The organism is Paenibacillus athensensis, assembly GCF_004514475.2.
Taxonomy (GTDB): domain Bacteria; phylum Bacillota; class Bacilli; order Paenibacillales; family NBRC-103111; genus Paenibacillus_AL; species Paenibacillus_AL athensensis.
Window position 1 is genome coordinate 177,243 of record NZ_MYFO02000005.1, and the last position, 26,031, is coordinate 203,273.

The 26,031-nt window shown below is 50.4% G+C and carries 32 protein-coding genes; 6 read left to right on the forward strand and 26 right to left on the reverse strand.

Going from position 1 to position 26,031, the window contains the following annotated elements:
- Positions 1 to 116 precede the first annotated feature (116 nt).
- The 9 genes from B5M42_RS11440 to B5M42_RS11480 all read right to left on the reverse strand — a co-directional run bounded on the left by B5M42_RS11440 (position 117) and on the right by B5M42_RS11480 (position 6,799).
- Entirely contained in the window at positions 117 to 398 is a 282-nt protein-coding gene (locus B5M42_RS11440; protein WP_134751519.1) for a hypothetical protein, read from the reverse strand.
- Between the two features lie 142 nt (positions 399 to 540).
- Complete coding sequence (locus B5M42_RS11445) at positions 541 to 792, reverse strand: hypothetical protein (protein WP_134751517.1); 252 nt, start codon at positions 790 to 792, stop codon at positions 541 to 543.
- A 116-nt stretch (positions 793 to 908) separates the two neighbouring features.
- Entirely contained in the window at positions 909 to 1,205 is a 297-nt protein-coding gene (locus B5M42_RS11450; protein WP_134751515.1) for a hypothetical protein, read from the reverse strand.
- A gap of 166 nt (positions 1,206 to 1,371) precedes the next feature.
- Complete coding sequence (locus B5M42_RS11455; protein WP_134751513.1) at positions 1,372 to 1,788, reverse strand: hypothetical protein; 417 nt, start codon at positions 1,786 to 1,788, stop codon at positions 1,372 to 1,374.
- A 47-nt stretch (positions 1,789 to 1,835) separates the two neighbouring features.
- Positions 1,836 to 3,335 (reverse strand): pre-toxin TG domain-containing protein, encoded by a 1,500-nt coding sequence (locus B5M42_RS11460; protein WP_134751511.1) that lies wholly within the window; start codon positions 3,333 to 3,335, stop codon positions 1,836 to 1,838.
- Between the two features lie 260 nt (positions 3,336 to 3,595).
- Complete coding sequence (locus B5M42_RS11465; protein ID WP_134751509.1) at positions 3,596 to 3,820, reverse strand: DUF1128 domain-containing protein; 225 nt, start codon at positions 3,818 to 3,820, stop codon at positions 3,596 to 3,598.
- An 81-nt stretch (positions 3,821 to 3,901) separates the two neighbouring features.
- Complete coding sequence (locus B5M42_RS11470) at positions 3,902 to 4,552, reverse strand: TetR/AcrR family transcriptional regulator (RefSeq protein ID WP_134751507.1); 651 nt, start codon at positions 4,550 to 4,552, stop codon at positions 3,902 to 3,904.
- A gap of 48 nt (positions 4,553 to 4,600) precedes the next feature.
- Complete coding sequence (locus B5M42_RS11475; protein WP_134751506.1) at positions 4,601 to 5,236, reverse strand: YigZ family protein; 636 nt, start codon at positions 5,234 to 5,236, stop codon at positions 4,601 to 4,603.
- Positions 5,237 to 5,443: 207 nt separating this feature from the next.
- The gene (locus B5M42_RS11480; RefSeq protein WP_134751504.1) at positions 5,444 to 6,799 is read right to left on the reverse strand and encodes a glucose-6-phosphate isomerase; all 1,356 of its coding nucleotides are present in this window, start codon (positions 6,797 to 6,799) and stop codon (positions 5,444 to 5,446) included.
- 144 nt (positions 6,800 to 6,943) lie between these two features.
- Between B5M42_RS11480 and B5M42_RS11485 the strand changes: the two genes are divergently transcribed.
- On the forward strand, positions 6,944 to 8,239 hold the full coding sequence (locus tag B5M42_RS11485) for an NAD(P)-binding domain-containing protein (protein ID WP_134751502.1): 1,296 nt from the start codon (positions 6,944 to 6,946) through the stop codon (positions 8,237 to 8,239).
- Between the two features lie 98 nt (positions 8,240 to 8,337).
- Here B5M42_RS11485 and ppnP read toward each other — a convergent pair whose 3' ends face one another.
- The 4 genes from ppnP to B5M42_RS11510 all read right to left on the reverse strand — a co-directional run bounded on the left by ppnP (position 8,338) and on the right by B5M42_RS11510 (position 13,065).
- Positions 8,338 to 8,655 carry a pyrimidine/purine nucleoside phosphorylase gene (gene ppnP, locus B5M42_RS11495; protein WP_134751500.1) on the reverse strand — a complete coding sequence of 106 codons (318 nt, stop codon included), beginning with the start codon at positions 8,653 to 8,655 and terminating at the stop codon, positions 8,338 to 8,340.
- A 70-nt stretch (positions 8,656 to 8,725) separates the two neighbouring features.
- Positions 8,726 to 10,747 carry a transketolase gene (tkt, locus tag B5M42_RS11500; RefSeq protein ID WP_134751498.1) on the reverse strand — a complete coding sequence of 674 codons (2,022 nt, stop codon included), beginning with the start codon at positions 10,745 to 10,747 and terminating at the stop codon, positions 8,726 to 8,728.
- A gap of 205 nt (positions 10,748 to 10,952) precedes the next feature.
- The gene (gene purU / locus B5M42_RS11505; protein ID WP_134751496.1) at positions 10,953 to 11,852 is read right to left on the reverse strand and encodes a formyltetrahydrofolate deformylase; all 900 of its coding nucleotides are present in this window, start codon (positions 11,850 to 11,852) and stop codon (positions 10,953 to 10,955) included.
- Positions 11,853 to 11,937: 85 nt separating this feature from the next.
- Positions 11,938 to 13,065 carry a deoxyribonuclease IV gene (locus B5M42_RS11510; RefSeq protein ID WP_134751494.1) on the reverse strand — a complete coding sequence of 376 codons (1,128 nt, stop codon included), beginning with the start codon at positions 13,063 to 13,065 and terminating at the stop codon, positions 11,938 to 11,940.
- 118 nt (positions 13,066 to 13,183) lie between these two features.
- On the opposite strand from B5M42_RS11510, the gene B5M42_RS11515 reads away from it, so the two are divergent.
- Positions 13,184 to 13,612, forward strand: a complete 429-nt coding sequence (locus tag B5M42_RS11515) for a DUF2621 domain-containing protein (RefSeq protein WP_134751492.1) — start codon at positions 13,184 to 13,186, stop codon at positions 13,610 to 13,612.
- A gap of 66 nt (positions 13,613 to 13,678) precedes the next feature.
- Here B5M42_RS11515 and B5M42_RS11520 read toward each other — a convergent pair whose 3' ends face one another.
- The gene (locus tag B5M42_RS11520; RefSeq protein WP_134751490.1) at positions 13,679 to 14,005 is read right to left on the reverse strand and encodes a hypothetical protein; all 327 of its coding nucleotides are present in this window, start codon (positions 14,003 to 14,005) and stop codon (positions 13,679 to 13,681) included.
- A 283-nt stretch (positions 14,006 to 14,288) separates the two neighbouring features.
- Between B5M42_RS11520 and B5M42_RS11525 the strand changes: the two genes are divergently transcribed.
- Positions 14,289 to 14,663 (forward strand): helix-turn-helix domain-containing protein, encoded by a 375-nt coding sequence (locus B5M42_RS11525; RefSeq protein ID WP_134751488.1) that lies wholly within the window; start codon positions 14,289 to 14,291, stop codon positions 14,661 to 14,663.
- 92 nt (positions 14,664 to 14,755) lie between these two features.
- Here the strand turns inward: B5M42_RS11525 and B5M42_RS11530 are convergent, their stop codons facing one another.
- From B5M42_RS11530 to B5M42_RS11550, 5 genes are all read right to left on the reverse strand, one after another.
- Positions 14,756 to 15,772, reverse strand: coding sequence for a hypothetical protein (locus B5M42_RS11530; protein WP_134751486.1), 1,017 nt, complete (start codon positions 15,770 to 15,772; stop codon positions 14,756 to 14,758).
- Between the two features lie 344 nt (positions 15,773 to 16,116).
- The gene (locus tag B5M42_RS11535; protein WP_134751484.1) at positions 16,117 to 16,602 is read right to left on the reverse strand and encodes a glycoside hydrolase family 73 protein; all 486 of its coding nucleotides are present in this window, start codon (positions 16,600 to 16,602) and stop codon (positions 16,117 to 16,119) included.
- Positions 16,603 to 16,662: 60 nt separating this feature from the next.
- Positions 16,663 to 17,490 (reverse strand): hypothetical protein, encoded by an 828-nt coding sequence (locus B5M42_RS11540; protein WP_134751482.1) that lies wholly within the window; start codon positions 17,488 to 17,490, stop codon positions 16,663 to 16,665.
- 37 nt (positions 17,491 to 17,527) lie between these two features.
- Positions 17,528 to 17,698 carry a hypothetical protein gene (locus tag B5M42_RS11545; protein WP_230632864.1) on the reverse strand — a complete coding sequence of 57 codons (171 nt, stop codon included), beginning with the start codon at positions 17,696 to 17,698 and terminating at the stop codon, positions 17,528 to 17,530.
- Between the two features lie 28 nt (positions 17,699 to 17,726).
- A complete protein-coding gene (locus B5M42_RS11550) occupies positions 17,727 to 18,161 on the reverse strand; it encodes an ArpU family phage packaging/lysis transcriptional regulator (protein WP_134751478.1) in 435 nt (144 codons plus the stop codon).
- Positions 18,162 to 18,331: 170 nt separating this feature from the next.
- On the opposite strand from B5M42_RS11550, the gene B5M42_RS11555 reads away from it, so the two are divergent.
- The 3 genes from B5M42_RS11555 to B5M42_RS11565 all read left to right on the forward strand — a co-directional run bounded on the left by B5M42_RS11555 (position 18,332) and on the right by B5M42_RS11565 (position 19,792).
- Positions 18,332 to 18,733: a helix-turn-helix domain-containing protein gene (locus tag B5M42_RS11555; protein ID WP_134751476.1), complete on the forward strand. Its 402-nt coding sequence runs from the start codon at positions 18,332 to 18,334 to the stop codon at positions 18,731 to 18,733.
- Between the two features lie 73 nt (positions 18,734 to 18,806).
- Positions 18,807 to 19,415 (forward strand): ImmA/IrrE family metallo-endopeptidase, encoded by a 609-nt coding sequence (locus B5M42_RS11560; protein ID WP_134751474.1) that lies wholly within the window; start codon positions 18,807 to 18,809, stop codon positions 19,413 to 19,415.
- On the forward strand, positions 19,412 to 19,792 hold the full coding sequence (locus B5M42_RS11565; RefSeq protein WP_134751472.1) for a hypothetical protein: 381 nt from the start codon (positions 19,412 to 19,414) through the stop codon (positions 19,790 to 19,792). Before B5M42_RS11560 ends, B5M42_RS11565 begins: the two co-directional genes overlap by 4 nt.
- A gap of 63 nt (positions 19,793 to 19,855) precedes the next feature.
- Here the strand turns inward: B5M42_RS11565 and B5M42_RS11570 are convergent, their stop codons facing one another.
- The 7 genes from B5M42_RS11570 to B5M42_RS11600 all read right to left on the reverse strand — a co-directional run bounded on the left by B5M42_RS11570 (position 19,856) and on the right by B5M42_RS11600 (position 25,957).
- Positions 19,856 to 20,236, reverse strand: coding sequence for a carboxymuconolactone decarboxylase family protein (locus B5M42_RS11570; protein WP_134751470.1), 381 nt, complete (start codon positions 20,234 to 20,236; stop codon positions 19,856 to 19,858).
- An 86-nt stretch (positions 20,237 to 20,322) separates the two neighbouring features.
- Entirely contained in the window at positions 20,323 to 20,793 is a 471-nt protein-coding gene (locus B5M42_RS11575; protein ID WP_134751468.1) for a hypothetical protein, read from the reverse strand.
- A 20-nt stretch (positions 20,794 to 20,813) separates the two neighbouring features.
- Positions 20,814 to 21,827: a DUF3231 family protein gene (locus B5M42_RS11580; protein ID WP_134751466.1), complete on the reverse strand. Its 1,014-nt coding sequence runs from the start codon at positions 21,825 to 21,827 to the stop codon at positions 20,814 to 20,816.
- A gap of 137 nt (positions 21,828 to 21,964) precedes the next feature.
- Positions 21,965 to 22,150, reverse strand: coding sequence for a hypothetical protein (locus tag B5M42_RS11585; RefSeq protein ID WP_134751464.1), 186 nt, complete (start codon positions 22,148 to 22,150; stop codon positions 21,965 to 21,967).
- Positions 22,151 to 22,294: 144 nt separating this feature from the next.
- On the reverse strand, positions 22,295 to 24,073 hold the full coding sequence (locus B5M42_RS11590) for a sensor histidine kinase (RefSeq protein ID WP_134751463.1): 1,779 nt from the start codon (positions 24,071 to 24,073) through the stop codon (positions 22,295 to 22,297).
- A 109-nt stretch (positions 24,074 to 24,182) separates the two neighbouring features.
- Complete coding sequence (locus B5M42_RS11595) at positions 24,183 to 24,989, reverse strand: carbohydrate ABC transporter permease (protein WP_134751461.1); 807 nt, start codon at positions 24,987 to 24,989, stop codon at positions 24,183 to 24,185.
- Between the two features lie 71 nt (positions 24,990 to 25,060).
- Positions 25,061 to 25,957: a carbohydrate ABC transporter permease gene (locus B5M42_RS11600; RefSeq protein ID WP_230632880.1), complete on the reverse strand. Its 897-nt coding sequence runs from the start codon at positions 25,955 to 25,957 to the stop codon at positions 25,061 to 25,063.
- Positions 25,958 to 26,031 lie beyond the last annotated feature (74 nt).

Consider the following 26,031-nt stretch of genomic DNA (forward strand, 5'->3'; position numbering starts at 1 on the left):
CGTATTTCCTGCTGACGCTTGGACCTTCGCCCGACCCTCGCGCAAATCAGGCGCGTTCGCGGTCTGGTTGCAGTCAGGACCATCAGACCGGCCTGCTTTCGTCCTTATGTCTAAAATTACCGCATCACCTGTTTAAAATGAGGTATCCTTTCTTTGACGTTTGCATCACCGAAAGCGAGTAACTCTGCTGATTTCGGCGCCTTAACTCTGGATATATGAATACCATTCAGACAATTTTCACACCAAATACTCAAAAATCCAATTCTGGATGACGGATCTCCAACATATTGAAAATCAATCTTATCGCTTTCACATTCTGGACAATAACGAATAGGATTGGGATCTGGATTACCGGATAAATCAACAGTTAGCTTTAACCAAGCAGGGAAATCACCCATATTTTCCACCTCACTTTGTTGGAATTGCATCCTAACAAAAATTAGGTTAATCGTTGGAAGTGACCACATTCAATCTGATTCGCGTATTTCTTCAATTCGTTTCATAACCGTCTTATCGTTTATGAGTGACTTTTTATCAGCATTACGATTCAAAAGTTGTTTTTTCGGGAAACTGTCCATTTTCATTATACAGGCATCTTGCTAATCTCTGAGCCGCTCTATTGAAATAAAATTTTGAATCGTTGTGAGCGTTCTCAACTGGCTCAATTTCCTGTATAGTTTCTTCCTGTTTATTTAGTTCAATTTTTCCCATCGCTTGTTCATTTGGGCCAAAACGATAAATAACCTTTTCATCGTCTTCATACTCTTTTAGCAATAATACAAAAGAAGCCACTGAAATCCCTCCTAAGGTCTCCCACCCTGCCCGAATTTTCAGACGCAGAATGTGCCGTCTCATAGTTCGTTTTGAAAATCCCCTCAAATTTGGATTCGAATATCTCATGATTCAAATCAGGCGCGTTCGCCTTTGGTCGTAGTTAGGATCATCAGATCGGCCAGACCTCTGTCCCCAAAAACAAATAGCTTTGCTGATTCAGGCACCCTAGCTCTGGATATATGAATACCATTCAGACAATTTTCATACCAAATACTCAAAAATCCAATCCTTGATCCTGGTTCTCCCACATATTGAAAATCGATCTTTTCACTTTCACATTCGGGGCAACGATGAATATGATTGGAATCTGCATTGCCGGAGAAATCCTCAGAAAATTCTGCTAGCAGCAATGCCATTAAAATCGTAGTCACCTTTTTACAACCAGCTTCACTAGAACCAACTAAACTGTGCCCATCAAATTCAAAGGAATATCATTTACCCTAACAAAAATCAGGTCAATCATGGTAGAAACTGACCATAATCAACCTGATTCGCGTAACGGAAAGGCGAAAAACTTTACAGCGCTATTTAATCCTATTAATCCGACAGCTTCGCAATAAAATCCTCAAATATCTTTCGTGTTGCCACACCACACCGTGGTAGTATTTCTTCAATTCGTTTCATAATTGACTTATCGCTTGAGAGTAACTCTCTATTATGTGAACTAACCATTACTCTCAATGAATCAACACACGTTGTAAATAATTCTTCATCGGCAACAGTCGATAATAAAAGTAAACTTTCTATTACCGCCTTATCATTCATATCACTGTCAACACAATACGCGTATCGAACTTGCCAGTCAATCGGCTTTAAAAGAACACAATGTAATAATTGTTCCCAATCTCTCTCCTTAAATTCTTCCAGAATCTCTCTGGCAATTGAAAATCCTTCATCATACCAGTAATCTACTGTAAATTCACCAGATAAATAATCATCGAACTCTTCAAACATTTCAACATCCTCCCTGAAATGAAATCCAGTACAAAATCTGTCTGTAATCAATGGAATCCGGGTAGTAGTGCTGTTGCTCCTCCACCTGTTGGATAACCGCTAATTACATGATCACCAATTTTAATAACTTCAATCTGTACTCCATCAAGAATGCCCCTGTGTAATGTGGCGCCATCCCTTATTCGTTGACCAATCATTGGCGTATCGCCTATTTGGGCAATATGATCAAGAATCTTTTTATCGGGCCATGATTCAGGGAATATCGTACTTGTCTTAATTTTAGAAAGATTGCCATCTGGAAATTGTGTTGTAAATTTTACTTTCTTTGTTCCGTCAGTGTTTATTGATACCACTTCTACGGCATAATTGGGATGAGTATTTGTGATCTCCGGTGAATGCCCGCCAATCAATTCGTTTTTAGCAAGATCTTTGCGTTGACCTAATAGGATTTTTTCTTTCATCTCATCGCTGATTACCGTTTTATAAGAACTCCCCACACTCTCCCCAACCCGCGCCCCATCCTTCACCGCTTCCTCTGCGCCAACAACCGCTTTAACCCCTTTACTGATGCCTTTGGCAATCGGCTTGGCGACCGCGGGGGCGATCAGTGCCGCTCCGGCCAAACCGTAGTCCCAGCCGCCGAGCTCGCGGCCTGTCACCGAGTCCTTGCCTGTGGAGAGGTCAACAACGGCTTTGATCGAGCCGACGATCGGTGTCAGATCGAGCACCAGCGATTCCCAGGCCCGCGCCTTTTCGCGAGATTCCTCCTCGACCACCTTGCGGCCGATCACATATCCGGTCATCGCCTCCAGGTTCTGCGGGTCCAGCGGCTGGAACGTTCGCGGATCGTAGCCCATCTGCATGACATACAGGAAAAACGGCGTGTAGTCCACAGGCATCATCAGCAAAATATCGCCGGGCAGGTAGTTGCCTCCTTGCCGATTGTACACAGCGACCAACTCCTGCAGCCTGTCAAAATCCATCAGCGTCCGATTACCCTGTCCGTCGATATAATACACCGTATGGCTGCCCGGATGCTCCCGCTCGTAGCCGCCAACCATCGCCTTGAATGCTTGCGGGTTGCGCTCGGTCAGCTCCGTCGATTCCTCCGCCGTGCGGTAGGCCCGCTGCTGTGCCGCCTGATCGATGCTCGCCCGCAGCTGATCGCGCAAATTCGCCGGCACCTGGTCCCAATGAAGACCCGGAATGTTGTATTTTTGCTGCTCGGCGTTGGCGATACTGTCCAGCAATTGCTGTTTCATATTGTCCGGCACTTTGGACCAGATCAGGCCCGGAATGTCCGGATAAGAAGACGGCAGCGACTGCCGCTCCAGCATATGTCGCGCTTGGCTGGCCAAACCGTCCTCCATCCGCTGATAACGGTCCATCGCTTCCTGCATACAAGCATACAGGCTGGCCAGCCGCTGCTGCAAGCCGTCCACGTCGCGTTGCGCTTTATTGAGCCGCCCAGAAATGCCCCGACGCGCCGAGATGCCGACCTCCAGCCCATAGACCAATAGCCCCGCACCGCTGCGAACTTCATTCATACATCCCTGCTGCCGGCCTGCATCCTGCGTCAAGCTACGAATCACGTCAATGTCTACCTTCAGCTCACGAATAACTCCACCTTCGTTTCAATTATATATTACGATATTGTAAAATATATTCAACATTTAGAACTAGTTTCCTGCAAGAAAGTCGCAACAAAAAAACAACCTCTCTCTCCGCCAAGCAGCAGATGAAGATGAGGTTGTTCCCAAGGATTCCACCGTACTAACACCAGCAGACGTCCTCCTTATGGCGTTGCTTACGCCTTGCGCAGCTTGCCCAGCTCGGAGGTAATTGCGTCAATTTCGCTAATGCTGAATTTGTCCTTGCTGGCGACCATTTCGTACAAATCCTTTAAATCCTCGTAAGCCTCCGGCTTCAGATTCGCGCCTTTGATCGAACCGCCCGTGGCCATACGCAGCTTTTTCTTGATTTCCTCAAACATAAATTCAATGTTCTCTTCGGAAAATTGGGATAAATCCATCGCTTCCGTTCATCCTTTCCTTTGGCGCAGCCTGCCCTTATTGTAGCATTGACACGTGCGCTCCGCAAAAAAACAGCCGACCTACAGCGATACCGCTGCCGGTCCCGTCCCGGAAACCAACGGCGGACGCGGCGAATCCGCTGCCGTCAGCCCCAGACTGCGGCAAATCAGCCGCACATGCTCCTCGGCGAGCTTCCGCACCTCTTCATAGCTGATTTTGAAATGAATCGAATACGAAATAAAGCCGTGCAGCGACATAAATACGTTCCAAGGCAGCATATATTTGTTCTCAGCCAGCTCCTCCTGATCCTTGAGCACGCATTTAAGCACAGCCGCGAACAAATCGAGACATTGCGCCTGCTCGGTCCGCGAATAGCGCAGCAGCTCCGGCTCCTGAATCATGAACATCATCTCGTAATGATTCGGATTGTTCAGCCCGAACCAGATGAACTCCAGCATCAGCTTTTGCAGCAGATTGACGCTATATTGCTCCTCACGCTGGACCATTTCGCGCTGTCGTTTGAGCAGGATGCTGAAATCATCCTTGATCAGCGCATAGAACAGCTCCGCTTTTTCCTTAAAATGATAATACAGCGCTCCGTGACTGTATCCCATCGCCTTGGCAATGCTCCGCATCGTCAAAGAACGGTAGCCATGCTGGTAAAACAGCTCCCGCGATTCCTCCAGAATGCGTTCCCGGCTCAGCTCCTGCGCAACCGCTTTTCTTGCCATACGATCCCTCCGTCTTTATCGTGATGTAGATGCACAGCCTCGGCCCTGTCACGGCAGCTCCTTATGCGCCAGATAGGCGTCTTCGCCAATGGTAAGCTCCGCTTGCCCCTGCGTCAAATCCGTCAGCCACACCGTCAGCGCATCCGCTTCCTCGGACAAAGGCAGACATTCGACGCAAACCTTGTCCGTAAAGCTGGTTTCGCCAAGCAGCAAACCGCGGCCGCGAAGCTCATTTTCCAGCTTGCCGTACCACGTATAGTCCACCTCGACGAGAATCCGGCGGTGGCTGACCATATAAACCGGCTGCGCTGCTTCGATGCCGGTAACCGCCCCGTCGGTATACGCACGGATCAGCCCGCCCGCTCCCAGCATGATCCCGCCAAAATAACGGGTGACGACCACAGCGACATTTTTCAGCCCCTGATGCTTAATCACTTCCAAAATCGGCTTGCCGGCCGTACCGCTCGGCTCTCCGTCGTCCGACTGCTTCTGGATCTGATCGCGCTCGCCGATCACATAAGCGGAGCAGTTGTGCGTGGCTGTCCCGTGCTGCTTTTTGATCTCGCCAATAAAGCGCAACGCTTCTTCCTCGCTGGCGACCGGCCGGGCATGTCCGATGAAACGCGACCGTTTGATCACGATTTCCGCTGCTCCATACGCTTGAACCGTTTTATAAGCTGGCATATCCAATCCTTGTCTCCATGTTTTCTTCATTCTATCGTACTTTGGAACGCTTCCACAATATCATTCCCACACTTCCTAGACATTTCTTGGGAAAAAATCAAAATTCGCGACCGCTGCCGCACGAGCGCGCCCTTCTGATCGGAGCGGCCCGCACCGCCGCCCAAGCGCAAAAAAGCCTACCCCCAGGTAGGCTCAATCGCAAAGCGTCTATTGCTGCAAGCGGGCTTCCAGCTCCGCTTTTTCCTTCTCGTAGCCCGGTTTGCCAAGCAGCGCGAACATGTTGCGCTTATAGGCTTCTACACCCGGCTGATCGAACGGATTCACGCCCAGCAGGTAGCCGCTGATGCCGCAGGCTTTTTCGAAAAAATACACCATATAGCCGAACGTGTACGGCGTCATATCGGCCAGTGTCACGATCAGGTTCGGCACGCCGCCGTCGGAATGCGCAAGCATCGTGCCTTCGAACGCCTTCTTGTTGACGAAATCCATCGTCTGGCCGGACAGGAAGTTCAAGCCGTCCAGATCGTCGGCATCGGTGCCAATCGTAATTTGCTCAGGCACCTGCTCGACTTGAATGACCGTTTCGAACAAAATGCGGTTGCCTTCCTGCACGAATTGGCCCATCGAATGCAGATCGGTGGAGAAATCGACGGAGGCCGGATAGATGCCCTTGCCGTCCTTGCCTTCGCTTTCGCCGAACAGCTGCTTCCACCACTCGGATACAAAATGCAGCGACGGCTCGTAGTTGACGAGAATTTCGATCGTTTTGCCTTTGCGGTACAAGGCGTTGCGGACAGCCGCATATTGGTAGCTGGCGTTGTCAGCCAGGTTCGGGTTGCTGTAAGCCGTGCGCGCGTCGGCTGCGCCCTGCATCATCGCTTCGATGTCGATGCCGGCTGTGGCGATTGGCAGCAGACCTACCGCTGTCAGTACAGAATAGCGGCCGCCTACGTCGTCAGGAATGACGAACGACTCGTAGCCTTCCTCTGTCGCCAGCTTTTTCAAAGCGCCCTTGGCTTGGTCGGTCGTGGCGTAGATGCGCTTGCGCGCCGCTTCCTTGCCGTATTTCTTCTCCAGCAGCTCGCGGAAAATGCGGAACGCAATCGCCGGCTCCGTCGTCGTGCCCGATTTGGAAATGACGTTGACGGAGAAATTTTTCCCCTCCAGCAATTGCAGCAGATGCGTCACGTAGGTGGAGCTGATATTGTTGCCGACGAAATAAATTTCCGGCGTCTTGCGCTTGTCCTGAGGCAGCAAATTATAGAAAGAATGCGACAGCATCTCGATCGCCGCACGGGCGCCCAGATACGAGCCGCCGATGCCAATGACGACCAGCGCGTCGGAATCGGATTGAATTTGCTTGGCAGCCGCTTGAATGCGGGCGAACTCTTCACGGTCGTAATCGGCGGGCAGATCGACCCAACCTACGTAATCGGAGCCGGCTCCGGTCTTGTTGTGCAGCTGATCGTGAGCAAGCTTTACCTGCTCGGACAAATAGTCCACTTCATGCTGCGAAAAAAACGATAAAGCTTTGCTGTAATCAAACTTTAAGGTATGGCTCAACTTTCTCTCCTCCAACACTGTTTTTTCCCTTTTCCTAGCATACTTATTTGATCGCTTAATTGCAAGCGAAGTCTGACATTCACACGAAAGTTTCGACGTGATAGAATGGAAAGAGTTGAACCAAACTAATGCCGAGGTGATTGAATGAAACGCATCGCATTTATCGGGCTGGGCACGATGGGCAAGCCGATGGCCGCGAACCTGATTCACAAGGGCTACACCGTTACCGTATATAACCGCACAGTGGAAAAAACCGAAGAACTCGTCCGGCTGGGAGCCGATACCGCGCTCACACCGGCCGAAGCGGCGCACGGCGCCGATGTGCTGATTACGATGCTCAGCAACGATGAAGTACTGCTCGACACCTTCTACAGCGAGCATGGCGTGCTGAGCGGGCTGCACCCGGCGCTGAGCGTTATCGATTGCAGCACCGTGTCGCCGCAAACAAGCCGCAGACTGGCCGACGAGCTTGCTGCGCATTACGTCGACTTCCTCGACGCGCCGGTTACCGGCAGCAAGCCGGCTGCCGAAGCCGGTACGCTGACGTTTATGGTCGGGGGTAGCGAAGAGGTGTTCGATGAGCACCGCGACGTGTTTGCGGCAATGGGCAGCAAGGCGCTGTATCTGGGGCCGTCGGGCTCCGGCTCATACGCCAAGCTTGCGCATAACACAACCGTGGGCATTAACGCCATCGGCTTGATGGAAGGATTGGCCATTGCCGTCAAAGCTGGCGTGAAGCCGGACCAATTCCTGGAAATTGTCCGCTCTGGCGGCGCAAACAGCAAGCAAGCCGAGCTGAAGGGCGACAAAATTCTCGATCGCGACTTCAGCAACCAGTTCTCCCTGAAGCTGATGCTCAAGGACCTGCTGCTTGCCGCACAAGCCGGTGGCTCGTTCCAATTGCCAACCCCCACACTGCACGCAGCGTCCAGCGTATTCCAGATGGGGCTCAGCAAAGGACTGGGCGACCTCGATTTAAGCGCCGTTATTCAGGTCTACGAAGACTGGATGCACGAGACGGTCGAACGCCCCGCTTCCGCTTCCGCAGCTAACGCCGCTGCCGACCTGAAACCGTCCACGCCGCTGTCCGGCCGCGAACGCCGCCGCGATACGCGCGTCAGGCTGAACATCAAGCTGCTGCTGTCGATCTACCAATGGGAGCAGGAGGGCTCGTTCTCCGGGCAAAATATCGAAGGGACGCTCTACGACCTGTCGGAAAGCGGCTTGCAGATTTCCTCTGACTTCCCGCTGGCCCAGGACATGTTCATCGTCATTCACTTTCCGCAGGAAGCCGAGCTGCCGCCGATTACCGCGCGCGTCATCCGCATCGAAGCCAAAGCCGAGCAATTCCGCTACGGCTGCATGCTGTCCGGCCTGCCGCCCTATGTGCGGATCAAGCTGGAGCAGTACATTCAGGATCATATCGAATACGCGCTGTAGATCAGCGTAAGAAAAAGCCTCTCGCAGTCGCCCTAACGGCGGTTGCGGGAGGCTTTTGTTCGTTCGTACACATCGGCCGGAGCCGGAGTTGGTTCCGTCTACTCGCTGATATACGAGCAGATGTAGTCGCTCACTTTGGAAACTTCGAGCTTGAATTTCGTGTTAGCAGGCACCGTGAATTCGCCTTGACCGCTAATTATGGTCCACTCAGTTGCGCCTGGCAGCAGCACCTTCAGCTCACCGGCTTGAATTTCCATAATCTCTTTCGTATCCGTACCGAATTCGTATTCGCCAGGCAGCAAAATGCCGAGCGTTTTTTTCGTACCGTCGGCAAAAACAACCGTACGGCTCGTTACTTTTCCGTCAAAATAGACGTTGGCTTTCGTCAATACCGTTACATTTTCAAAGCTGGACATGGTTCGTAAATCCCCCTCTATAATAAGTAGCACGGCAGGCCGCTTGGGCCCGCCCTCGCCATAGTTGCGATTAGGAAAGCAGAGCCTTCACGCGCGCCGCGACATTCTCCGGCGTAAAGCCGTAGTTTCTCATCACCAGATCACCTGGCGCCGATGCGCCGAACGTGCTGATGCCCAGAATGTCGCCTTCGTCGCCCGTATAGCGTTCCCAGCCGAGCGGGTACGCCATTTCTACAGCCAGACGCTTGCGGACGTCCGGCAGGATGACCGAGTCGCGGTATTCCTTGGACTGCTTCGCGAACAGCTCCAGGCTCGGCAGGCTGACGACACGCACGTGGATGCCTTCGGCTTGCAGCAGCTTTTGCGCCGCTACCGCCAGCTGAACCTCGGAGCCCGTCGCCAGAATTTGCGCATCCGGCTTGCCGTTGGCTGCATCGGAGATCACGTAGCCGCCTTTGCCGAGATTCGCTTTGGCCAGCTCCGCGGAGCCTTCGAGCACCGGCAGATTTTGCCGCGTCAGCACCAGCGCAACCGGACCGTCCTGATTCTTGAGCGCAAAACGCCAAGCTTCAGACGTCTCATTCGCATCTGCCGGACGCAATACCGTGATGCCTGGAATGACGCGCAGCGCAGGCAGCTGCTCGATCGGCTCGTGCGTCGGGCCGTCTTCGCCTACGGCGATGCTGTCATGCGTCAGCACGTAGATAACCGGCAGCTTCATCAGCGACGCCAAGCGGATCGAAGCGCGCAGGTAGTCGGAGAAGACGAAGAACGTAGCGCCGTAGACGCGCACGCCGCCGTGCAGCGCCATGCCGTTCATCGCCGTCCCCATACCGAATTCGCGCACGCCGAACCAGAGATTGCGGCCGGCATAGCTGCCCGGCTGGTAGTTGGCTTCGCCTTTGATCATCGTGTTGTTCGAGCTGGCCAAGTCGGCGGAACCGCCGATCAGCTGCGGCAGCTTGCCGGCAATCGCGTTGATCGCATTGCCCGAAGCGGCACGCGTCGCCAGTGGCTTATCGGCCGGCGTGTACGTTGGCAGCGCCTCTTCCCAGCCCTCCTGCAGCTCGCCGGCCACCGCGCGGCTGAACTGCTCGCCCAGCTCCGGATACGCGGCCTTGTAGCCCTCCAGCAGCACGTTCCAGGCTTGCTCGGCCTGAATGCCGCTTTCCTTCACTTTGCCGTAGTGCTCGCGCACCTCGACCGGCACGTGGAAGCTTGGCTCCAGCGGCCAGCCGTACACGCCCTTCGTCAGCTTCGTTTCCTCGACGCCAAGCGGCGAGCCGTGCGGACCGACGTGACCGCCCTTGCCGCCCTTGTTCGGGCTGCCGAAGCCGATGGTCGTTTTCACTTCAATCAGCGTTGGACGCGTGGTGTCCGCTTTCGCTTCGGCAAGCGCCCGCGAAATCGCCGCCAGATCGTTTTGCTCCTCAACGCGCAGCACCTGCCAGCCGCAGGCTTCGAAGCGCAGCTGTACATTTTCCGAGAACGCCATATTCAAGTCGCCGTCCAGCGAAATATCGTTGGAATCGTACAGCATGATCAGCTTGCCGAGCTTCAAATGGCCGGCCAGGGATACCGCTTCGGCCGCTACGCCTTCCATCATGTCGCCGTCGCCGCAAAGCGCATACGTGTAATGATCGACAAGCGGGAAATTATCCTTGTTGTACGTATCGCGCAAATGCGCTTCCGCCATCGCCATACCGACCGCCATGCCAACGCCTTGTCCAAGCGGTCCCGTCGTTGCGTCAACGCCCGGCGTATGCCCGAATTCCGGGTGGCCTGGCGTTTTGCTGTCCCATTGACGGAAATTTTGAATCTCTTCCATTGGCAGATCGTAGCCGCACAGGTGCAGCAGGCTGTATAGCAGCATCGAGCCGTGTCCGGCCGAAAGCACGAATCGGTCGCGGTTAAACCACTGCGGATTCGCCGGATTATGCTTCATATGTTGAGTCCACAGCACATAGGCCATAGGAGCCGCGCCCATCACGATACCCGGATGGCCCGAGTTAGCTTTCTCGATCGCATCGATGCCGAGCGTGCGGATCGTATCCACAGCCAATTGCTCGATAGACTTGTTCGTCACTGTCATTTGTTCATGTCCCTCCTAAGTCTTGTTTCAAGCCTGACCGTCTTGTCGCCTTCTCCGGCAGGCCTTACTTCTCGCTTGCACCATTGTACCACTTGCTTTAAGGCTTTGCCACAATAAACCGTCAAATGCAGCGCATCCCGTTCCATGCAAAAAAACAGCCCCGCTCCGGCCGGCAAACGCCGAACCCCTGCAGGGCTGCCGCTACTTAATTGAACACAACCGTTTTGTTATTGTGCACGATAATCCGGTCCTCGACATGCCACGCAACGGCGCGGGCCAGCACGATCCGCTCGATGTGGCGGCCGATCCGCTTCAAATCCTCGACATTGTCGCGATGGCTGACGCGCTGCACGTCCTGCTCGATGATCGGACCGCCGTCCAGCTCATCCGTCACGTAATGCGCCGTTGCGCCGATAATTTTCACTCCGCGGTTATGCGCCTGCGCATACGGCTTGCCGCCGACAAACGCCGGAAGAAACGAGTGGTGGATGTTGATGATCCGGTTGGCGTAACGCTCGATGAACGACGGCGACACAATCTGCATATAGCGGGCCAAAATAATCGTATCCACGTCCTCGCCCACGACCTCCAGCTGCCTGCGCTCCGCCTCCTGCTTCGTTTCGGCCGTTACCGGAATATAATGATACGGAATGCCGAACGGCTCCACCAGCTCGCGCATATCCGGATGATTGCTGACCACCATCGCAATGTCGGCGTTCAAGTCGCCTGCGCGCCAGTGCCATAGCAGCTCCAGCAAGCAGTGATCCTCCTTGGAGACGAAAATCGCCAGCCGCTTCTTATAGCTGGCCTGCGACAAGCTCCACGCCATGCGAAAGCGGTCGGCCACCACGCCAAAATCGCGTTTAAGCCCCTCCAGCCGCTCTTCCAGCTCCGGCAAATCAAACTCGATGCGGATAAAAAACATCCCGCCCTCCGGGTCCATCGTATATTGATCCGATTGAACAATATTGGCCCCGCATTCAAATAAAAATTGCGATACTGCCGCCACAATGCCCGGCTGATCCGGACATGAAATCAACATTCGCGCCCGATTGGCCGCTGCTTGTCCGCTGTGCCCCGGCGCGCTGCCTGCTACCCGATTCATGTTCACCCTCCTGCCCAAAATGACGCGCTGCTTGCGCGCTTCCGATCCTATGGCCGTTTGACCGGCAATCGGCCAGCTTGTCCGCTTACGCGTTTCTTAACGCCGCTTCGCCGGCCAGCCATACGGTCAGCCGCTGATTGATTTGCTCCTCGCTTAATTCGGGGAACAGGCGCTCTTCCTGCAATATATCGTACAGTCGTTCCATCGGCTCGCGGCCGTCGGCTTTTTTCGCCTTGGCGTCGTTCTTGAGCAGCTGCCAGATGTTCAGAACATACTCGCGATGATGAATCTCCTTCTTGGCCATCAGATGACCGATCCGCTCCACATCGGTCAAGAACTCGCCGCCGAAGCGCCCCTGCAGATTCCCCGACAATAAAGCGATTTCCGCCTCGTACATCGGACGCTCCTTGTTCGCTTGCTTGCCGATCCACGGTGTCTCCAGAATCATCGGCAGGTGCCGCAGCTGCTCGTGGCCGACGATGCGATTCATCGCTTCAAAGCCGATCCAGCCGGAGCCGACCGGAGCATGGCGGTCCTTGGACGCGCCGCGCGCATTTTTGCTGTCGTTCAAATGCAGCACCGCGATTTTGTCCACGCCAACGACCTTGTCGAACTGCTCCAGCACGCCGTCCAGATCGTTTACGATATCGTAGCCCGCGTCATGAACGTGGCATGTATCCAGACACACCGTCAAGCGGTTGTTAAATTCAACCTTGTCCATGATTTCGGCGATTTCCTCAAAGCTCCGGCCGATTTCCGAGCCCTTGCCGGCCATCGTCTCCAGCGCAATGTTCACTTGCGTATCCATGACGCCGGCCAGCACCTCGTTCAGCCCTTCGGCGATGCGGTTAACCCCGTACTCCGGGTCCATATCCGTGTAAGCGCCCGGATGCAGCACGATATTGCGTACGCCAAGGTAATCCGTGCGACGAATTTCTTCCTGCAGGAAGCTTACGGCCAACTGGTACGTGTCGGGCTTGTACGATCCAAGATTAATGATATACGGCGCATGCACGATGATTTCGTCGATCCCGTGCTTGTCCATCAGCGCCCGGCCCTCTTCGATATATTGCGTTTCAATCGGCTTGCGGCGCGTATTTTGCGGCGCCCCGGTGTATATCATAAATGTGGAAGATCCGTAGGAAATCGCTTCTTCCGCTGCATTTAACAACCCTTTATCGGAAAAAGAAACGTGGGAACCCATTTTAGGCATTTATGCTGCTCCTTTGCATTTGGTCATTTCCCTCCTATTTTACAAGGAAAGTCGCCAGAAATCTAGAAATAAGGTATAATTCTTATTGGAATTCAGCACTTGAAGAGGTGACCGATCTATGGCTCCAACCGGGTTTATGTGGTTTATTTTATTTTGGGTTTTCGTCCTGCTGTTCTTTATGTCCGTCGGCGGCTACTTCATGTTCCGCAAATTCCTCAAGGTGCTGCCCAAGGAAGACGGCAAATCGAAGCTCGACTGGCAAAATTATTACGTCGATCACTCCCGCCATCTGTGGACCGACGACTCCAAGCAGCTGCTTGACCAGCTCGTGTCCCCGGTGCCAACTCCTTTCCGCGATATTGCCAAGCACTCCATTGCCGCCAGAATCGGCCAGCTGGCGCTGGAGGAAGGTGCGTCCGAAGTATCTCGCGACCACTGCATCAAAGGCTATATTCTTGCTACGCCGCGCCGCGACTACAAGAGCTTGACCAGCTTTTTGGACAAGCAGGAGATTGACTACAGCGCCTACAAGCATCTGCTGAGCTAGGCCGCAGCCCCCTTGGGGCTTTTTTTCTGTCCTTCTGGCACTTGAGCCAACGTTGTCTCCTCTGGCCTATCTCGCCCGCGACAACCGATATCGGCCCACTCCCCGGGAAGGACTAACGGAAGATCCCGTGGACGTATCGACTTGCGAATGGCTGGACAGCTTGACGGTCGTGTCCAAAGACGGGCTTGCGGGCAGCCGGCCAGCATGGGCCGAGCGTTCAAACGCAATCGCCGTCGGCGCGCCCGCAGGCTCGGCGGGCTTGACCGCACAAACATCGCAAAGCCCCAGCGGGGTCGTAATTTTATAAAAACCCGTTTTAAATACCAGCTCCGCTTGATCGCCGGTGACAATCCGGCCGCAGCCGACACAATACACTTGAACATCCTTTTGCATACGATTCCCTCCCGAAATGTGCTTCCATGTCGTAAGCTGTAACACTTTGTATGTCTACGACCGTGATGTGTAACGATATGCGGCCAATCGGGAAAAGATGACTCTTTCTCGAATTCTAGCGGCAGGTTACCCGCAAGAACTGCCAAAACCATGCCGATTTCGCGAAAATTGCGGAAAAATCTGCTTTTTTTCATTTTCCTGCACCGCGGATCACTGGTATAATACGTTTATCAATACGGAAATAATGTTATTACTCTTTGATGGAAATGTGAGGAAGCTGAGCATGATCAAATACGGGGAGCGAATTGCCCAGCTGCGTGAGAACAGCGCATTGACCCAAGAGGAATTGGCGGGCAAGCTGGGCATTTCCCGAGCGGCGCTTTCACACTACGAAACGTCCCGCCGGGAGCCCGATTACGATACGATCAACAAAATCGCTGCTTTTTTTAACGTCTCCATAGACTACTTGTTAAGCAGCACCGGCAGCGAGCCCGCTCCAGTCAACCAGCCGGCACGTCACGTAGCGGAGCTGTTGGAGCTTACCGACGAGCAAGCCATCGGAAAATGTGCATTTGCTATTGACGGCCGCCGACTGACAGCCGATGAAGTCAGACGTTTCATAGCTTTTGTCCGCGACGAGCGGGCCTTGAAATCTTGATCTTGGATCGACAACCTTCCATTACATGGATATACAAAAAACGGCTGCTCCGCTCACGAGAACGGAAACAGCCGTTTTCTACTACAAACCTCTTACGCTTGCGTGTCCGGAAGGATGTCAAGGAAGTCCAGCAACACCTGACGTTCTTTATCGCGAATAACAGCCACCTTGTCGAGCAGCTGATCAACGGTCGGATTGTCCTTGCGCGTGCGATGGCGCTTGAGAATCATGCTGCGCAGCACCTGCGTCGCCAGCGTCACCTCCCGGTACGCCTCCATCACCGGAACAACGCGCTCCGCGTCAACATGTCCGTGATCGCGCATATATTCCATCCGCCTCAGCATACATTCCTTGTGCTCCATCATCGTATGGATAGGCAAATAGGAAATCAGCTCGCCGGTCTCCTTCGCTAGACGCAAATCATCCATATAACGATCATAAATTTCCATGCCAAATAGACAATCCAGTGGATTGGCGACCATCCGATAACGCGTCGACGTATTGCGCGAATACACATAATCCTCTAACAGCTCGCGCACCAGCACCAGATCAAATTCATACGTGGTATTGAACTTTTCGTGCAACAGGAAAATATCGTGCTGATACTCATGCTGCGTCGGCGCCTGGTATCCCTCCATAAACTGCTCGAACGTAATACGCGCCGTTCCAAAATGATTCGCTTGGGTCATGCCGACGGCATCAAGCTCCCGCGTTTCCAGGTCATAGCCGTAAATCATAATATCATGAACGTAATGCCAGCGCTGATAAGTCAAAAAGGGTACATAGAATTCATCCACATACGCATAAACATATTTACCGCTGTCAATGCACTTGACGATAAAATCAAACAAATCCATCCCCAGCATCTCGATCGTGCCCCGCGTAAGCTTCTCTGCATACAAGGGCGGAAACGGATGATCCCACAAGAAATACTCGTAAAAGTTGACCGGAAAGCTTCCCCGATCTCCTTTATTGCAAAATAATTGAATGTAATTACTGAAAAACCAAGCCTCGAAACGCTGCTTGTCCGAAATGATCGACTGCGGCAAGCTATGATGCAATTTCCCCACAAGCTGGGTCGGGTAAATGGGCAATTGTTTGGCGCTCACACCATCATCCTCCTGATTAACATACGATTAAGTTCTACTATGGACGTTTGCCAGCAGCGTCTCCTTCCTCCACCAAAAGATAAAACGTTTTCCGTCGACAGGAAGAGACTTCCTTCGACACTCTTAATTCTACCAGCAACGCTTCCTGCTTGTAAACGAAAACAGGAAAACGATTTACGATTTTTAACCAAAATCTCTCCATTTTTATCCAGATATTTCGTGCAAATCAAGCCTGTCCATGTCAGGTCTATTTCAGAGGTGATCCTCATCCTGCTCATTGAAATTCCGCTACGAAAAATGACCCCGTTTTCCACACGTTTGTGGAAACTAAGGTCACTTGATGCCTATACGCTTCGCATACTCATGCCCTGCATCTCGAAGTGGCTTAAACCCTCTGTAGTAACGCGGTCATACTGATATAAATGATTCTCTTCGATCAGGCAGATCAACTTATCAGCGTAGCCGGCTGCCGCCATGCCAGCAATATCCTGTATCATTGTGCAAGCCTTGCGATAATCCATTTCATACAACAATTGAGAATATTCCGGGGAAGTGCTTAAAGACTTGGCATAATCGTGTACACTGCCTTCCCAGTCTTTATAAACACGAAAGTTTTTCAAAACTCGTACCCATACGCCGTCTACAAATTCCAAAGTCGAACGTTCCATACATCTGTCTTTTAGACCGAATATATTATTACCATAGACGCTGTTTCCCCATTTGCTCTCTATAATCGCTTGAGCGACGAGTACGCTGGCCAGAATACCATATCGTTGCATCGCTTGCATGGCTGAAGGCATTATTTGGTGCAGGAAATCTTCCTTTCGCATGATCCATCCCCTTTCAAGTGGAGGTGAGGCTCGCAGCCCTTCATTCTGATAGCAAAGAAGTTATTTTGCAAATGCAAAAGGTGCTTGAAAACGAACTCCCGACATATACGGAGCGGCCGGCTGCGCCCGGGGAATTTGGCCTGCTAATGCAATCGTGAGTTCACCTGTTGCTTGTCCTTTCTCAGCTCTAGTTTCCGTAATTCCAGAAATAGACAAATCGATCCCTTCAGTCACAGAAGTAAACTTGATTTGATTCGCTAGTGCAATCATGAGCTTATCTACTGCATATTGATAGCTATCGGCATCTTCCGCGCATATACGAGCTGAGAAACGCTTAACCAGCCGGGATACCATGCCGACCGCCGCATTAAGCTCCCTTCCCGTACATTGCCAAGAAACACTCGGCCGACAGCTCCCCTGAAAGCCGCGATAAACCCTCCATCCTTCTCCTAACGTGAACTCTGTAAACCTGACCAGCGTCTCCAGCCACTCTTCGACAACCTCTGAAACCTGGCTAACCCTGACCAAACAGCTCATAACATGTCGGCCTTCCTCCTCTAAGCGTTCAGGAGCAGGCAGTGTTACCATATTCACTGTGTAAGAACGACCGTTTACTTTAATAATGCCTGATGTGGGCTCAGTCAACATTTTCACAAGCTCCCATATGCGATCGTATGCTCTAGTCTGCGACTGGCTGCACACGGTAATTGAAAGACAGCAGCTGGATTCAGATACGTCAAGAACCGGCAACTCCCCGCCGAGCTCCTCCAGCAAAATCGCTTCGGCTGCCCCAACCGGAAGAAAATCTGTAAAAAGAAATCGGTCTACCAATGATGAATTGGCCTGCTTCAAATAAACGGATAACTCTTTTGCAATTTTAATCTTCATCGCTATCAACCTTCCTCTGCCCATTCCATCTTACTTGCTACGCCAAAAATGTTTTTAATTTCGAAACATTTTCTTCAAAAAAACGTTGTTCCTTTGCACAGATCGGTCTGCTGCAATACTGTCGTACGCCTTCCCAATGTCCCCACACACATCCTTTGCAACGTTTCGGCTGCTTGAGTACAACTGGCTTTATTTCTCTTCTCTTCATACGATCTGCCTCCTGATCCATGATATTGTTAACCCGATTGCTGACAGCCGGCGACTTCAAGTCCAAGCAAATAGGCCAGCTTGCTCATCGCTCTGGATTTGATTCTTCTGTAAGTACGCTCGCTAAGCTTCAATTCATGACACAGCAGGAAATCATAGCAGGTTTCCCTGCTCAAATATTTCCGGATAACAATCTCCTGCTCGATGCTCTCCAGACAGGCAAGCGCCTGATCCACCTTCTCGCAAATGTGCGAAAGCCGGTCGTCCGCGGTGCGGTAAACCGCTTCTCCCTCCCGAACCTGATTGCGGCTGTTCATATGGGAGGAAGCGTTCGTCAAGTCGGACAGACGTCTGACTTGCTGGCGCAGCTTGAAGACTTTGACCTGCTCCAGAATCCATTCAACTCTTCTGCGTGTTGCGGTACGGTCCAAAGTCTCCGGGTTCAACATTGTAATAGGGTCCATTTCTCATACCACCATTTCCTTATTCTGACGTTTTGTGCTTCTAAACAAATTCTACTCAAAATCGTTTAATTTTTCAACACAAAATGTTGTGAAATCCCAAACTTTTTTTCTCACAACCCCTTGTGTTTCGACAATCAAAACAGTTATAATAGAAATCAGGTGATGAAGCCATGAAAGATATGATCGAATTCGGGAACCGAATCAAACGTCTCCGGCAGCAGCAAAATTTCTCTCTGCGTGAGCTGGGAGAGCGCTCCGGCATCAGCTATTCCTTCATTAATTCAATTGAAAATAACAGGTTCAGTCCTTCCAGGGAAACCGTTATTGCACTGGCAAGAGCGCTCCCCGGCTCCGATATGAACGATCTGCTATTATTGGCCGGATTTGCTCCGGAAGAAGACGAATTTACTTCGGCACACGCTTCTGATGCCGCTAAAGCAGACGATCCTGAGGTCAGCCTGTTTTTCAAGGACTTTCAGAATGCTCCCAAAGAGCGACGGGATGAAATGCTTCGATTCTGGCACTTCATTAAGCAGCAGCAGCAAGGCCGCACGCCGGACAGCCAGCAATAAGCAAGAACAAGCCCTCGCGGGCTTTTCTTTATACAAAATATACGAACATATATTCTCTTTCAAGAGGTGATCTATGCTTTTCTCTTATCAGCCGACTCCTCTGGAACAGTGGATTAACCAGTTATTTGAACAATTGGACGTAACGTCTCCAGAGCATTTGAATATCGGTTATCTGTCCGGCAAGCTGAATATTTGGGTCTACTACATGGATATGGGCAGCATGGCCGTTGAACAGAACGGGCTGTTCTCCATCAATATTGATCGACGTTTATCCCGGCAGGAACAATGGGAGGATTTTCTTCACGAAATCTGTCATGTGCTGAGGCATGCCGGCAATCAAATGCATATGCCGACACCGTATCTGGAATGGCAAGAACAGGACGCAGGCAATTTTCAGCTCTATGCCGCCCTGCCCTTCTCTATGATTCGGCAGTTGATCCTGCCCGAACGCCAAAGCGAGGCCGTAGAACTGTTAACCGAGGAATTTAATGTGACCCCGCGGCTGGCCGTAACCCGGCTTGAACAGATTCAACGGCGCAGATTGCAGGGAATTCTGGATCAGGAATTTTATGATACCGCAGTGCGAAAACCACGTAAATACGACTCATCCAATTGGTCGGAGCAGACTCGACTTGTCATGGATAAGCTGGATCGGCTGCGACAACGGAAGGGAGGGCGATGATCATCGCCAAGTTGTCCGTATTTTATGATTTTTTTGAAGAAGGATTACGTCCGCAAACCTTATTCGTCCGCTTTGCCGACGGGGAATTGGATTGGAGCAAGTCCATGCTTTATATTCCCGTACAAGCTCCTTTTCAGAAAATGGAGAGCGAGGATATGGAGGAGCTTGATATCGGACTTGGCGTTGAACTTGATGACCTTACCATTAATCGGCGTTATCCGCAACGCTTTGGCATCAACTTGAAGGCGCTGGCTGCACGCCATGCCAGTCGCGAGATTCCTCTGGAACGTATCCGGCAATTAATTGTACGGATTTGCGACATTGAAGAAACGATGCAAACTGAACCCAACTCTCTTTACAGACGTTCTGCTACATAAGAACTCGTCTTCTACATGCTTATGGCTAACCGTGCTTTATACAACTGAATTTTAGGTTTAAAGCTACAGTTCCGGGTATTTAATTTGCCGTTCTTCAAATACGTTACGGATAATTCCTATGGCATTCATAACCCGCGGAAATCCTATGTATGGAATACAATGAAGCGCTACCTCCACGATTTCTTGCGGCTCAAGTCCGACGTTTAGCGCCGAGCCGACATGTACGCTCAGTTCCTTCTCACAATCTCCTTGGGTAATCAGCGCTGTCATCGTCACGATCATCCGCTGTTTCAGATCAAGTCCTGATCGCGAGTAGATATCGCCATAAGCGAACTCTACAATGTATTTGCACAGATCGGGTGAAAATTTCATTAATTTTTGAATCGTTTGTTCACCTTTGCCGCCTGTAACTTCAGACAGCTTATCCCAGCCTTTTTCAAACATAAGCTCGCTTCCCCTTCAGTGTTCATTAGCTTGCTTTCCTATAAGCAGCCTGCATAGCAAGTATACAATAAAAAAGGAAAGAGCAGCTATTTCGCTGCTCTTCCCATGTGTAAAATGATCATCCTAAGCAAATGTCCGATTCCGATTCCTACCAGGCAAAATCCGATTGGCAGCCACACCGGACCCAGCGTCACTCCGAATAGCTTCCATTTGGCTGAATAAACCACGCCTAGTGTCGCGAAATATGCAGCCGCTATATAGGGCAAATAGACATAGGGTTTATTTACAGCTGCAGCATCGCGATAGGCGTCATAAATGGCAAACATATACAAACAAGGATAGAACATGAGCCATTGATAATTGGTTGCTTGAATGGCTTGCCTTGTATCTCCTTGAAAGCTGAAGATAATGAGGTCATTGAGATGGGCGTTCATATTCACCACAAACTCCAGACCTATAAACAGCAAACCCTTCACATATTTTTTGTTTAATATTTGACCGAATCCGGGGAGAGCGATACTCCACAATATTTTTTCGATCTGCCACTGTCTCTCCATAAGGGTTATCCATTTCGGACTCAGGATTTATTTTGAATTAAATTTTTGCGATTTTCGGATTGCGGCGGTTCCTCCATCCAACCGTGCTCAGTCATTATTTTTCCACCCTTTTTAGCGTAAAACATAATATCTTTGCCCAGCATCATCATTCGTGCCGGCAAGTCGCTTCTCAAGCTGAATGCGGAGCCAATCACACTGCTGCCCAATCCAAAATTCGTCAGCAAGCTCGTCAAATACATCATCAATTTGTCCGAAAAAGGAGAAACCGTCGAGGTCGTTGCCTTACCAAGCCAACTTGCCGGCGGCTGAATGTCACTTTTCGTCAACACTTCGCTAAGATTTGACACAATCTTTTGGGCCAGCGTGGCGCCTTCTTGAAAATACTCACGTACGTCCTGATGGGCAGCCGCCTGCGCGAATCCGTTCATCATTTGTATGCCAATGATATTCGTTTCCACCGCCTGATACAGATGGGCAATTTCAATCGCATTCAAAGGCCGGTTTTCCGTAAACCAATTAAATCCGCTCATATAATTTTTATCTTTCACAAATTCAACTTTTACGGGCATCGAAATGTAGGGAGGACGAACCAGAATATTCGCTCGCAACAAATAATCCGTCGTTCGATTATATATTTCTTGCGCTTCCTGAGTAAAGCAAGTCTGCAGGCTGCGAACATCTTCCCGATACGACATGCTTGAATGCAGGCCATACAGTCCGATTTCCACTTTGGCGATCGCACGCAGCCACATTAAATCAAAATGAGGATCAAATAAACGTGGAACGCCCAACACAATGTCTGATTCGTCAAAACCGACAGGAAGCACGGCATCCTCCGACTGAAACAGCCCTTTGAGTCGTTGAAGGTGGGTAAGCAGATGCGTATACGCTTGCTGCAAGATGTCCTTGGCCTGGGGATCCTCCGCTTTCTCAAGCCAAATCTTCATAAATTGAAGCATCAATGTTTTTTCTTGATAGGCCATCCATACCGTAGCCAGTTCGGTAGCCGATATCGGCATTCTGATCTCGGACATGCTGAACATTCCTCCATAAGTACACAATTGTGCTCGATAAGGATAAGATGTCCCTATTCCTCCAATCTATTCAAAGAAAAAAGCCGCTCCCCGGGACGGATCGACCTGGGAAACAGCTTCATTCATTCAACTTATGATCAGATCTTGATATCCAAGAAACTGGAAAGACCCGATGGTTGCTGCATCGTTCTAAGCTGCCTGGCTGGATCGTTTTTCACTTCATTCACCATCGATTGTACTACCTCTTGCGCAATGTTTTTCCCGTTTTGAATGGAAGTGACAATGACGCCGGAAACTGGAATGCCTCCTACTTGAAATCCCATTGTTATTCCTCCTGAGCCGTCGCATTTAGGGCCATTATGATTTTAACACTATCACACGATGTTGAAAAAATCCATAGGAATTAGGGAGCAGTTCTATCCGCCAATCGCCGCAAAATCAGGCAATCAGCAAAGAACCGCAAAACTCTATTCTTCCGCGGTTATGGCGGGAATCACGATTGTGACCCTCACGCCTTGCTTGGGCCGCTCGCTGTAGATCAAACCGTATTTGTCTCCGAAATGCAGCTGAATCCTTTTTTGCACATTGACGATTCCATAGCCCTTGCCTTTTTCTTCACCGCGCAGAATCGCTGCAATTTGCGCCAAGTTCGCTTTGCGATAACCGTTATCATCAATCGTGATCACAATCGTCTGCTCCTGCAACGCTATCGAAATCCACAACTGTCCGTCTTGATTCATGTTCTTGATCCCGTGCACAATTGCATTTTCAATAATAGGCTGCAATACGACTTTGGGAATCAGAAAGTTTCTGACTTCCTCCTGTACATCCCAATCTACCTGGAAGCTGTAATCGTAACGGAACAGCTGCAAGCGCAGATACGCTTCCGCATGATTGATTTCTTCGCCGATGGATATCAAAAGCTTACCCTTGCTGAGCCCGATACGCATAATCAAGGACAAATCCTTAATCATCGCGGCGGAGTCGGCTGCTCCCTCCAGCATCGTGCGCCAGTAGATGGATTCCAGCGTGTTGTATAGCAGGTGTGGATTGATTTGCGTATGAAGTATGGACAGCTCGATTTCCTTGTGCTCCAGCTCCAGCTCGTATTTCTCATAGATGGTTTTGTTCAAGCGGTTCGTCATTTCGACAAACAAGTTGTTCAGCAACACAATTTCGTTCTTGCTGTTCGGCTTGAGCTGAATCGATAACGGCATGCCTGGCTGATACAAATGCGTTACGCGGGCAAGCTTTGAAATTGGCTTTAGAATCGAATGAATGAAGTACACACTCAATACAATCAGAATGACAAAATAAATAACCATGATGAGATCGATCCAGCGCTGCACGGCTACATGCTCGCTAATGATCGAATCAACGGGCACCTTGAGAACCAGCTTGGTTCCGGTGGCTTCGCTTGCATGGATGACATACATCCACATCTTGCCTTCTTCCGTCACTTTCACTACGCCTTGCCCGGCTGACTGTCCTTGATCGGGAAGCTGCGCAAATTTATCGCCAATCTGATATTTGCTCATGCTGCTCGATAGAATCAGATTGTCCGCATCCAGCAGCAGCACTTCGGCTCGCTTGAACTTGTCGAACAGCACGAAATCCTGCTGGTATTGATACTCCAGACCGGATAAAGCCAAATAGCCAATTACGGAATTGCCATCCACTGTACTGTTTAACTGCCGGAGATAGGCGACGGTTTTGAATTCATTCGGATTGTTCCCGAAGCGGGTAATTACACGGACGATCCCTTTGCCCTTTGCCCTTTCCGCTTCCTCGAACCAGGTCAGCTTGGACATGCTGGTGTAAAACACACCTTTGTTCAGCAAATCCGTTGACGGCACAAATGAATACAAACCATTGCTATCCTGGAAAAAAAACGAATAATTGAAATGCGACGAGTTGGTCGAATATTTTCTCAAGTATTCGTCTACTGCGTTAAACTTGCCGAATCGTTCATATTCGGATGAAGAAGGCAGCTGTTGAAGCTGCTGAATCTCTTGAGAAATCATAATCTTCTCCGTCTTCTCATCCAGATCCGAATTCTCACGATCCAATGTCAGATGATTGGCTCGTACCAGCTGCAGCAGTACGCTCCCGACCTGCTCTTCCGTGATGGATTCCACCTTCTTGCTGATAAAGCCATCCAGCAGCAAAATCGGGATAACGACGAAGGCGATCAGAAGAACGATAAATTTCCGCATCAAATTCATATTGTAGAACAATTTGAACATGATGACAGTCAGTCCTCTCCGTGTGTGAAATCTGTCTAGGGTCGTTACAATTTTACGAACAAAAGGGTACGGCAATCAGAGCGGACTCTGCTTGTGCACCCTTTTCCCCTTATCCTTTGACGCCGGATACCGATAATCCTCTAACAATAAACTTTTGGAACGTAATAAAGAACAGAATCGGCGGCGCCATCGCCATCGCGAGAATAGCAAAACGTATACTCCACGGAATAACCGATTGCGGATATAAGACATAGCGGTAAATACCGGTTGCCAGCGGATACATGTTTTTCTCCGTCATGACAATGCTTGGCCAGTAGAAGTCATTCCAGGTTGTCGAGAACGAAAGAATGAGCAGCGTCCCGATAATTGGCGTAGACAGCGGTACTGCAATTCTCAAGAACGATTTCAGTTCGCTTGCCCCATCAATCCGGGCCGCTTCCAGAATTTCCTTGTGGATGCCGTCAAAGAAGCTTTTCAGCAGCACCAGATAAAAAGCATTGGTTGCCGCGGGCAGCCAAAACGCCCAATAGGTGTTAGTCAATCCGAGACTTTGGAGGTTCAAGAAGTTCGGAACGATGTACGTAGCCGGCGGAATCAGCAGCGTTGACAGGAAGTACAGCGTCACCCATTTCTTGAAGGGAACCCGCAAATGGGACAGCGCGTAAGCAGCCAGCCCGATGAAAATGACGGAGAAGGCGATGTTACCCAGGTAAATAAAAACTGTATTCTTCAGAAAGGTACCGAGCGGCAAATTAAAATCAGTCCAAGCCGCGATGTAATTATGCCACAACCATTTTTCCGGCAAAAACTTTGGCGGGAACGCGAAGAATTCTTCCCTCGTTTTCAAGGAACTGAAGAACGTATCCAGAAACGGATAAATCATGGTGACTGTCATCAGCAGAATTAACAAACACATGAAGAAGTAGCCAATCTTTACAGAGGGCTTTTTAAAATCATAAGGGGATATTAATCCACGGTCATTGGACTTCACGCCGCATCGCTCCTCCGTTGCAGAAGATTGTAAATAATCGAAAGGAATACCAAGAAGAAGAACATGATGCTGCCCATCGTGCTCGCTTTGCCAAATTCAAATTGCTGGAAGGCCGTATGGTTCAACCACAGCAGGTAAGTCAAGGTAGCATTGTTAGGGCCGCCATCCGTCATCTGCAGTTGAGCCTGGAAGCCTTGGGATGTAGCGATCACCTGGAGCATCAGAAGCAGCGCCATTTGCGTTTTGATGCTTGGCAGGGTAATGTATCGAATTCGCTGCCAAACGCCGGCTCCGTCGATTTCTGCTGCTTCATAATGGTCTTTCGGGATACTTACGATAGCTGCTATATAGATCAAGGTAGCGGAACCGAAGTTTTGCCAAGTCTCCATCAATACGATCGAGACCATCGCCATATGCGGGCTGAAGAACTCAATCTTCGACAACCCAACGTTAGTCAGGAATTTATTGATCGGACCCACGGGATCGAAAAACCACATCCACATCCCGTACAAAACGATGGCCGGTACGGCACTTGGCAAATAACCGACGATTCTTGCAAAACCTTGAAACCATTTTAACTCGGAGACCGAGATTGCGATCAAAGGCGGGACCCAGAAGCCAAACACAATACCCAGGAACATGTAGTAAAACGTATTTTTAATGGAAATCCAAAACAGCGAATCATGGAAAATGCTTAGATAGTTCTCAAATCCCACAAAGGTGTTGCCATCCATAAAGTCGACATTGTAAAAGCTGTACACAATGCCTTTCACGATTGGAACCCATAAAAAGATGAAAAACAAAATAATTTCAGGAATTACGAAAAGGGTGCCCCACAAATACCAGTTGATCCTCTTTCGGACAGTTGAATTCGTTTGCACATTGAGCTGCACCTCCAAAGTACCTCACTCCTTATCCTTCAGTTTATACTATATACTTTAACTTATATTAGAAAATTATGAATGGC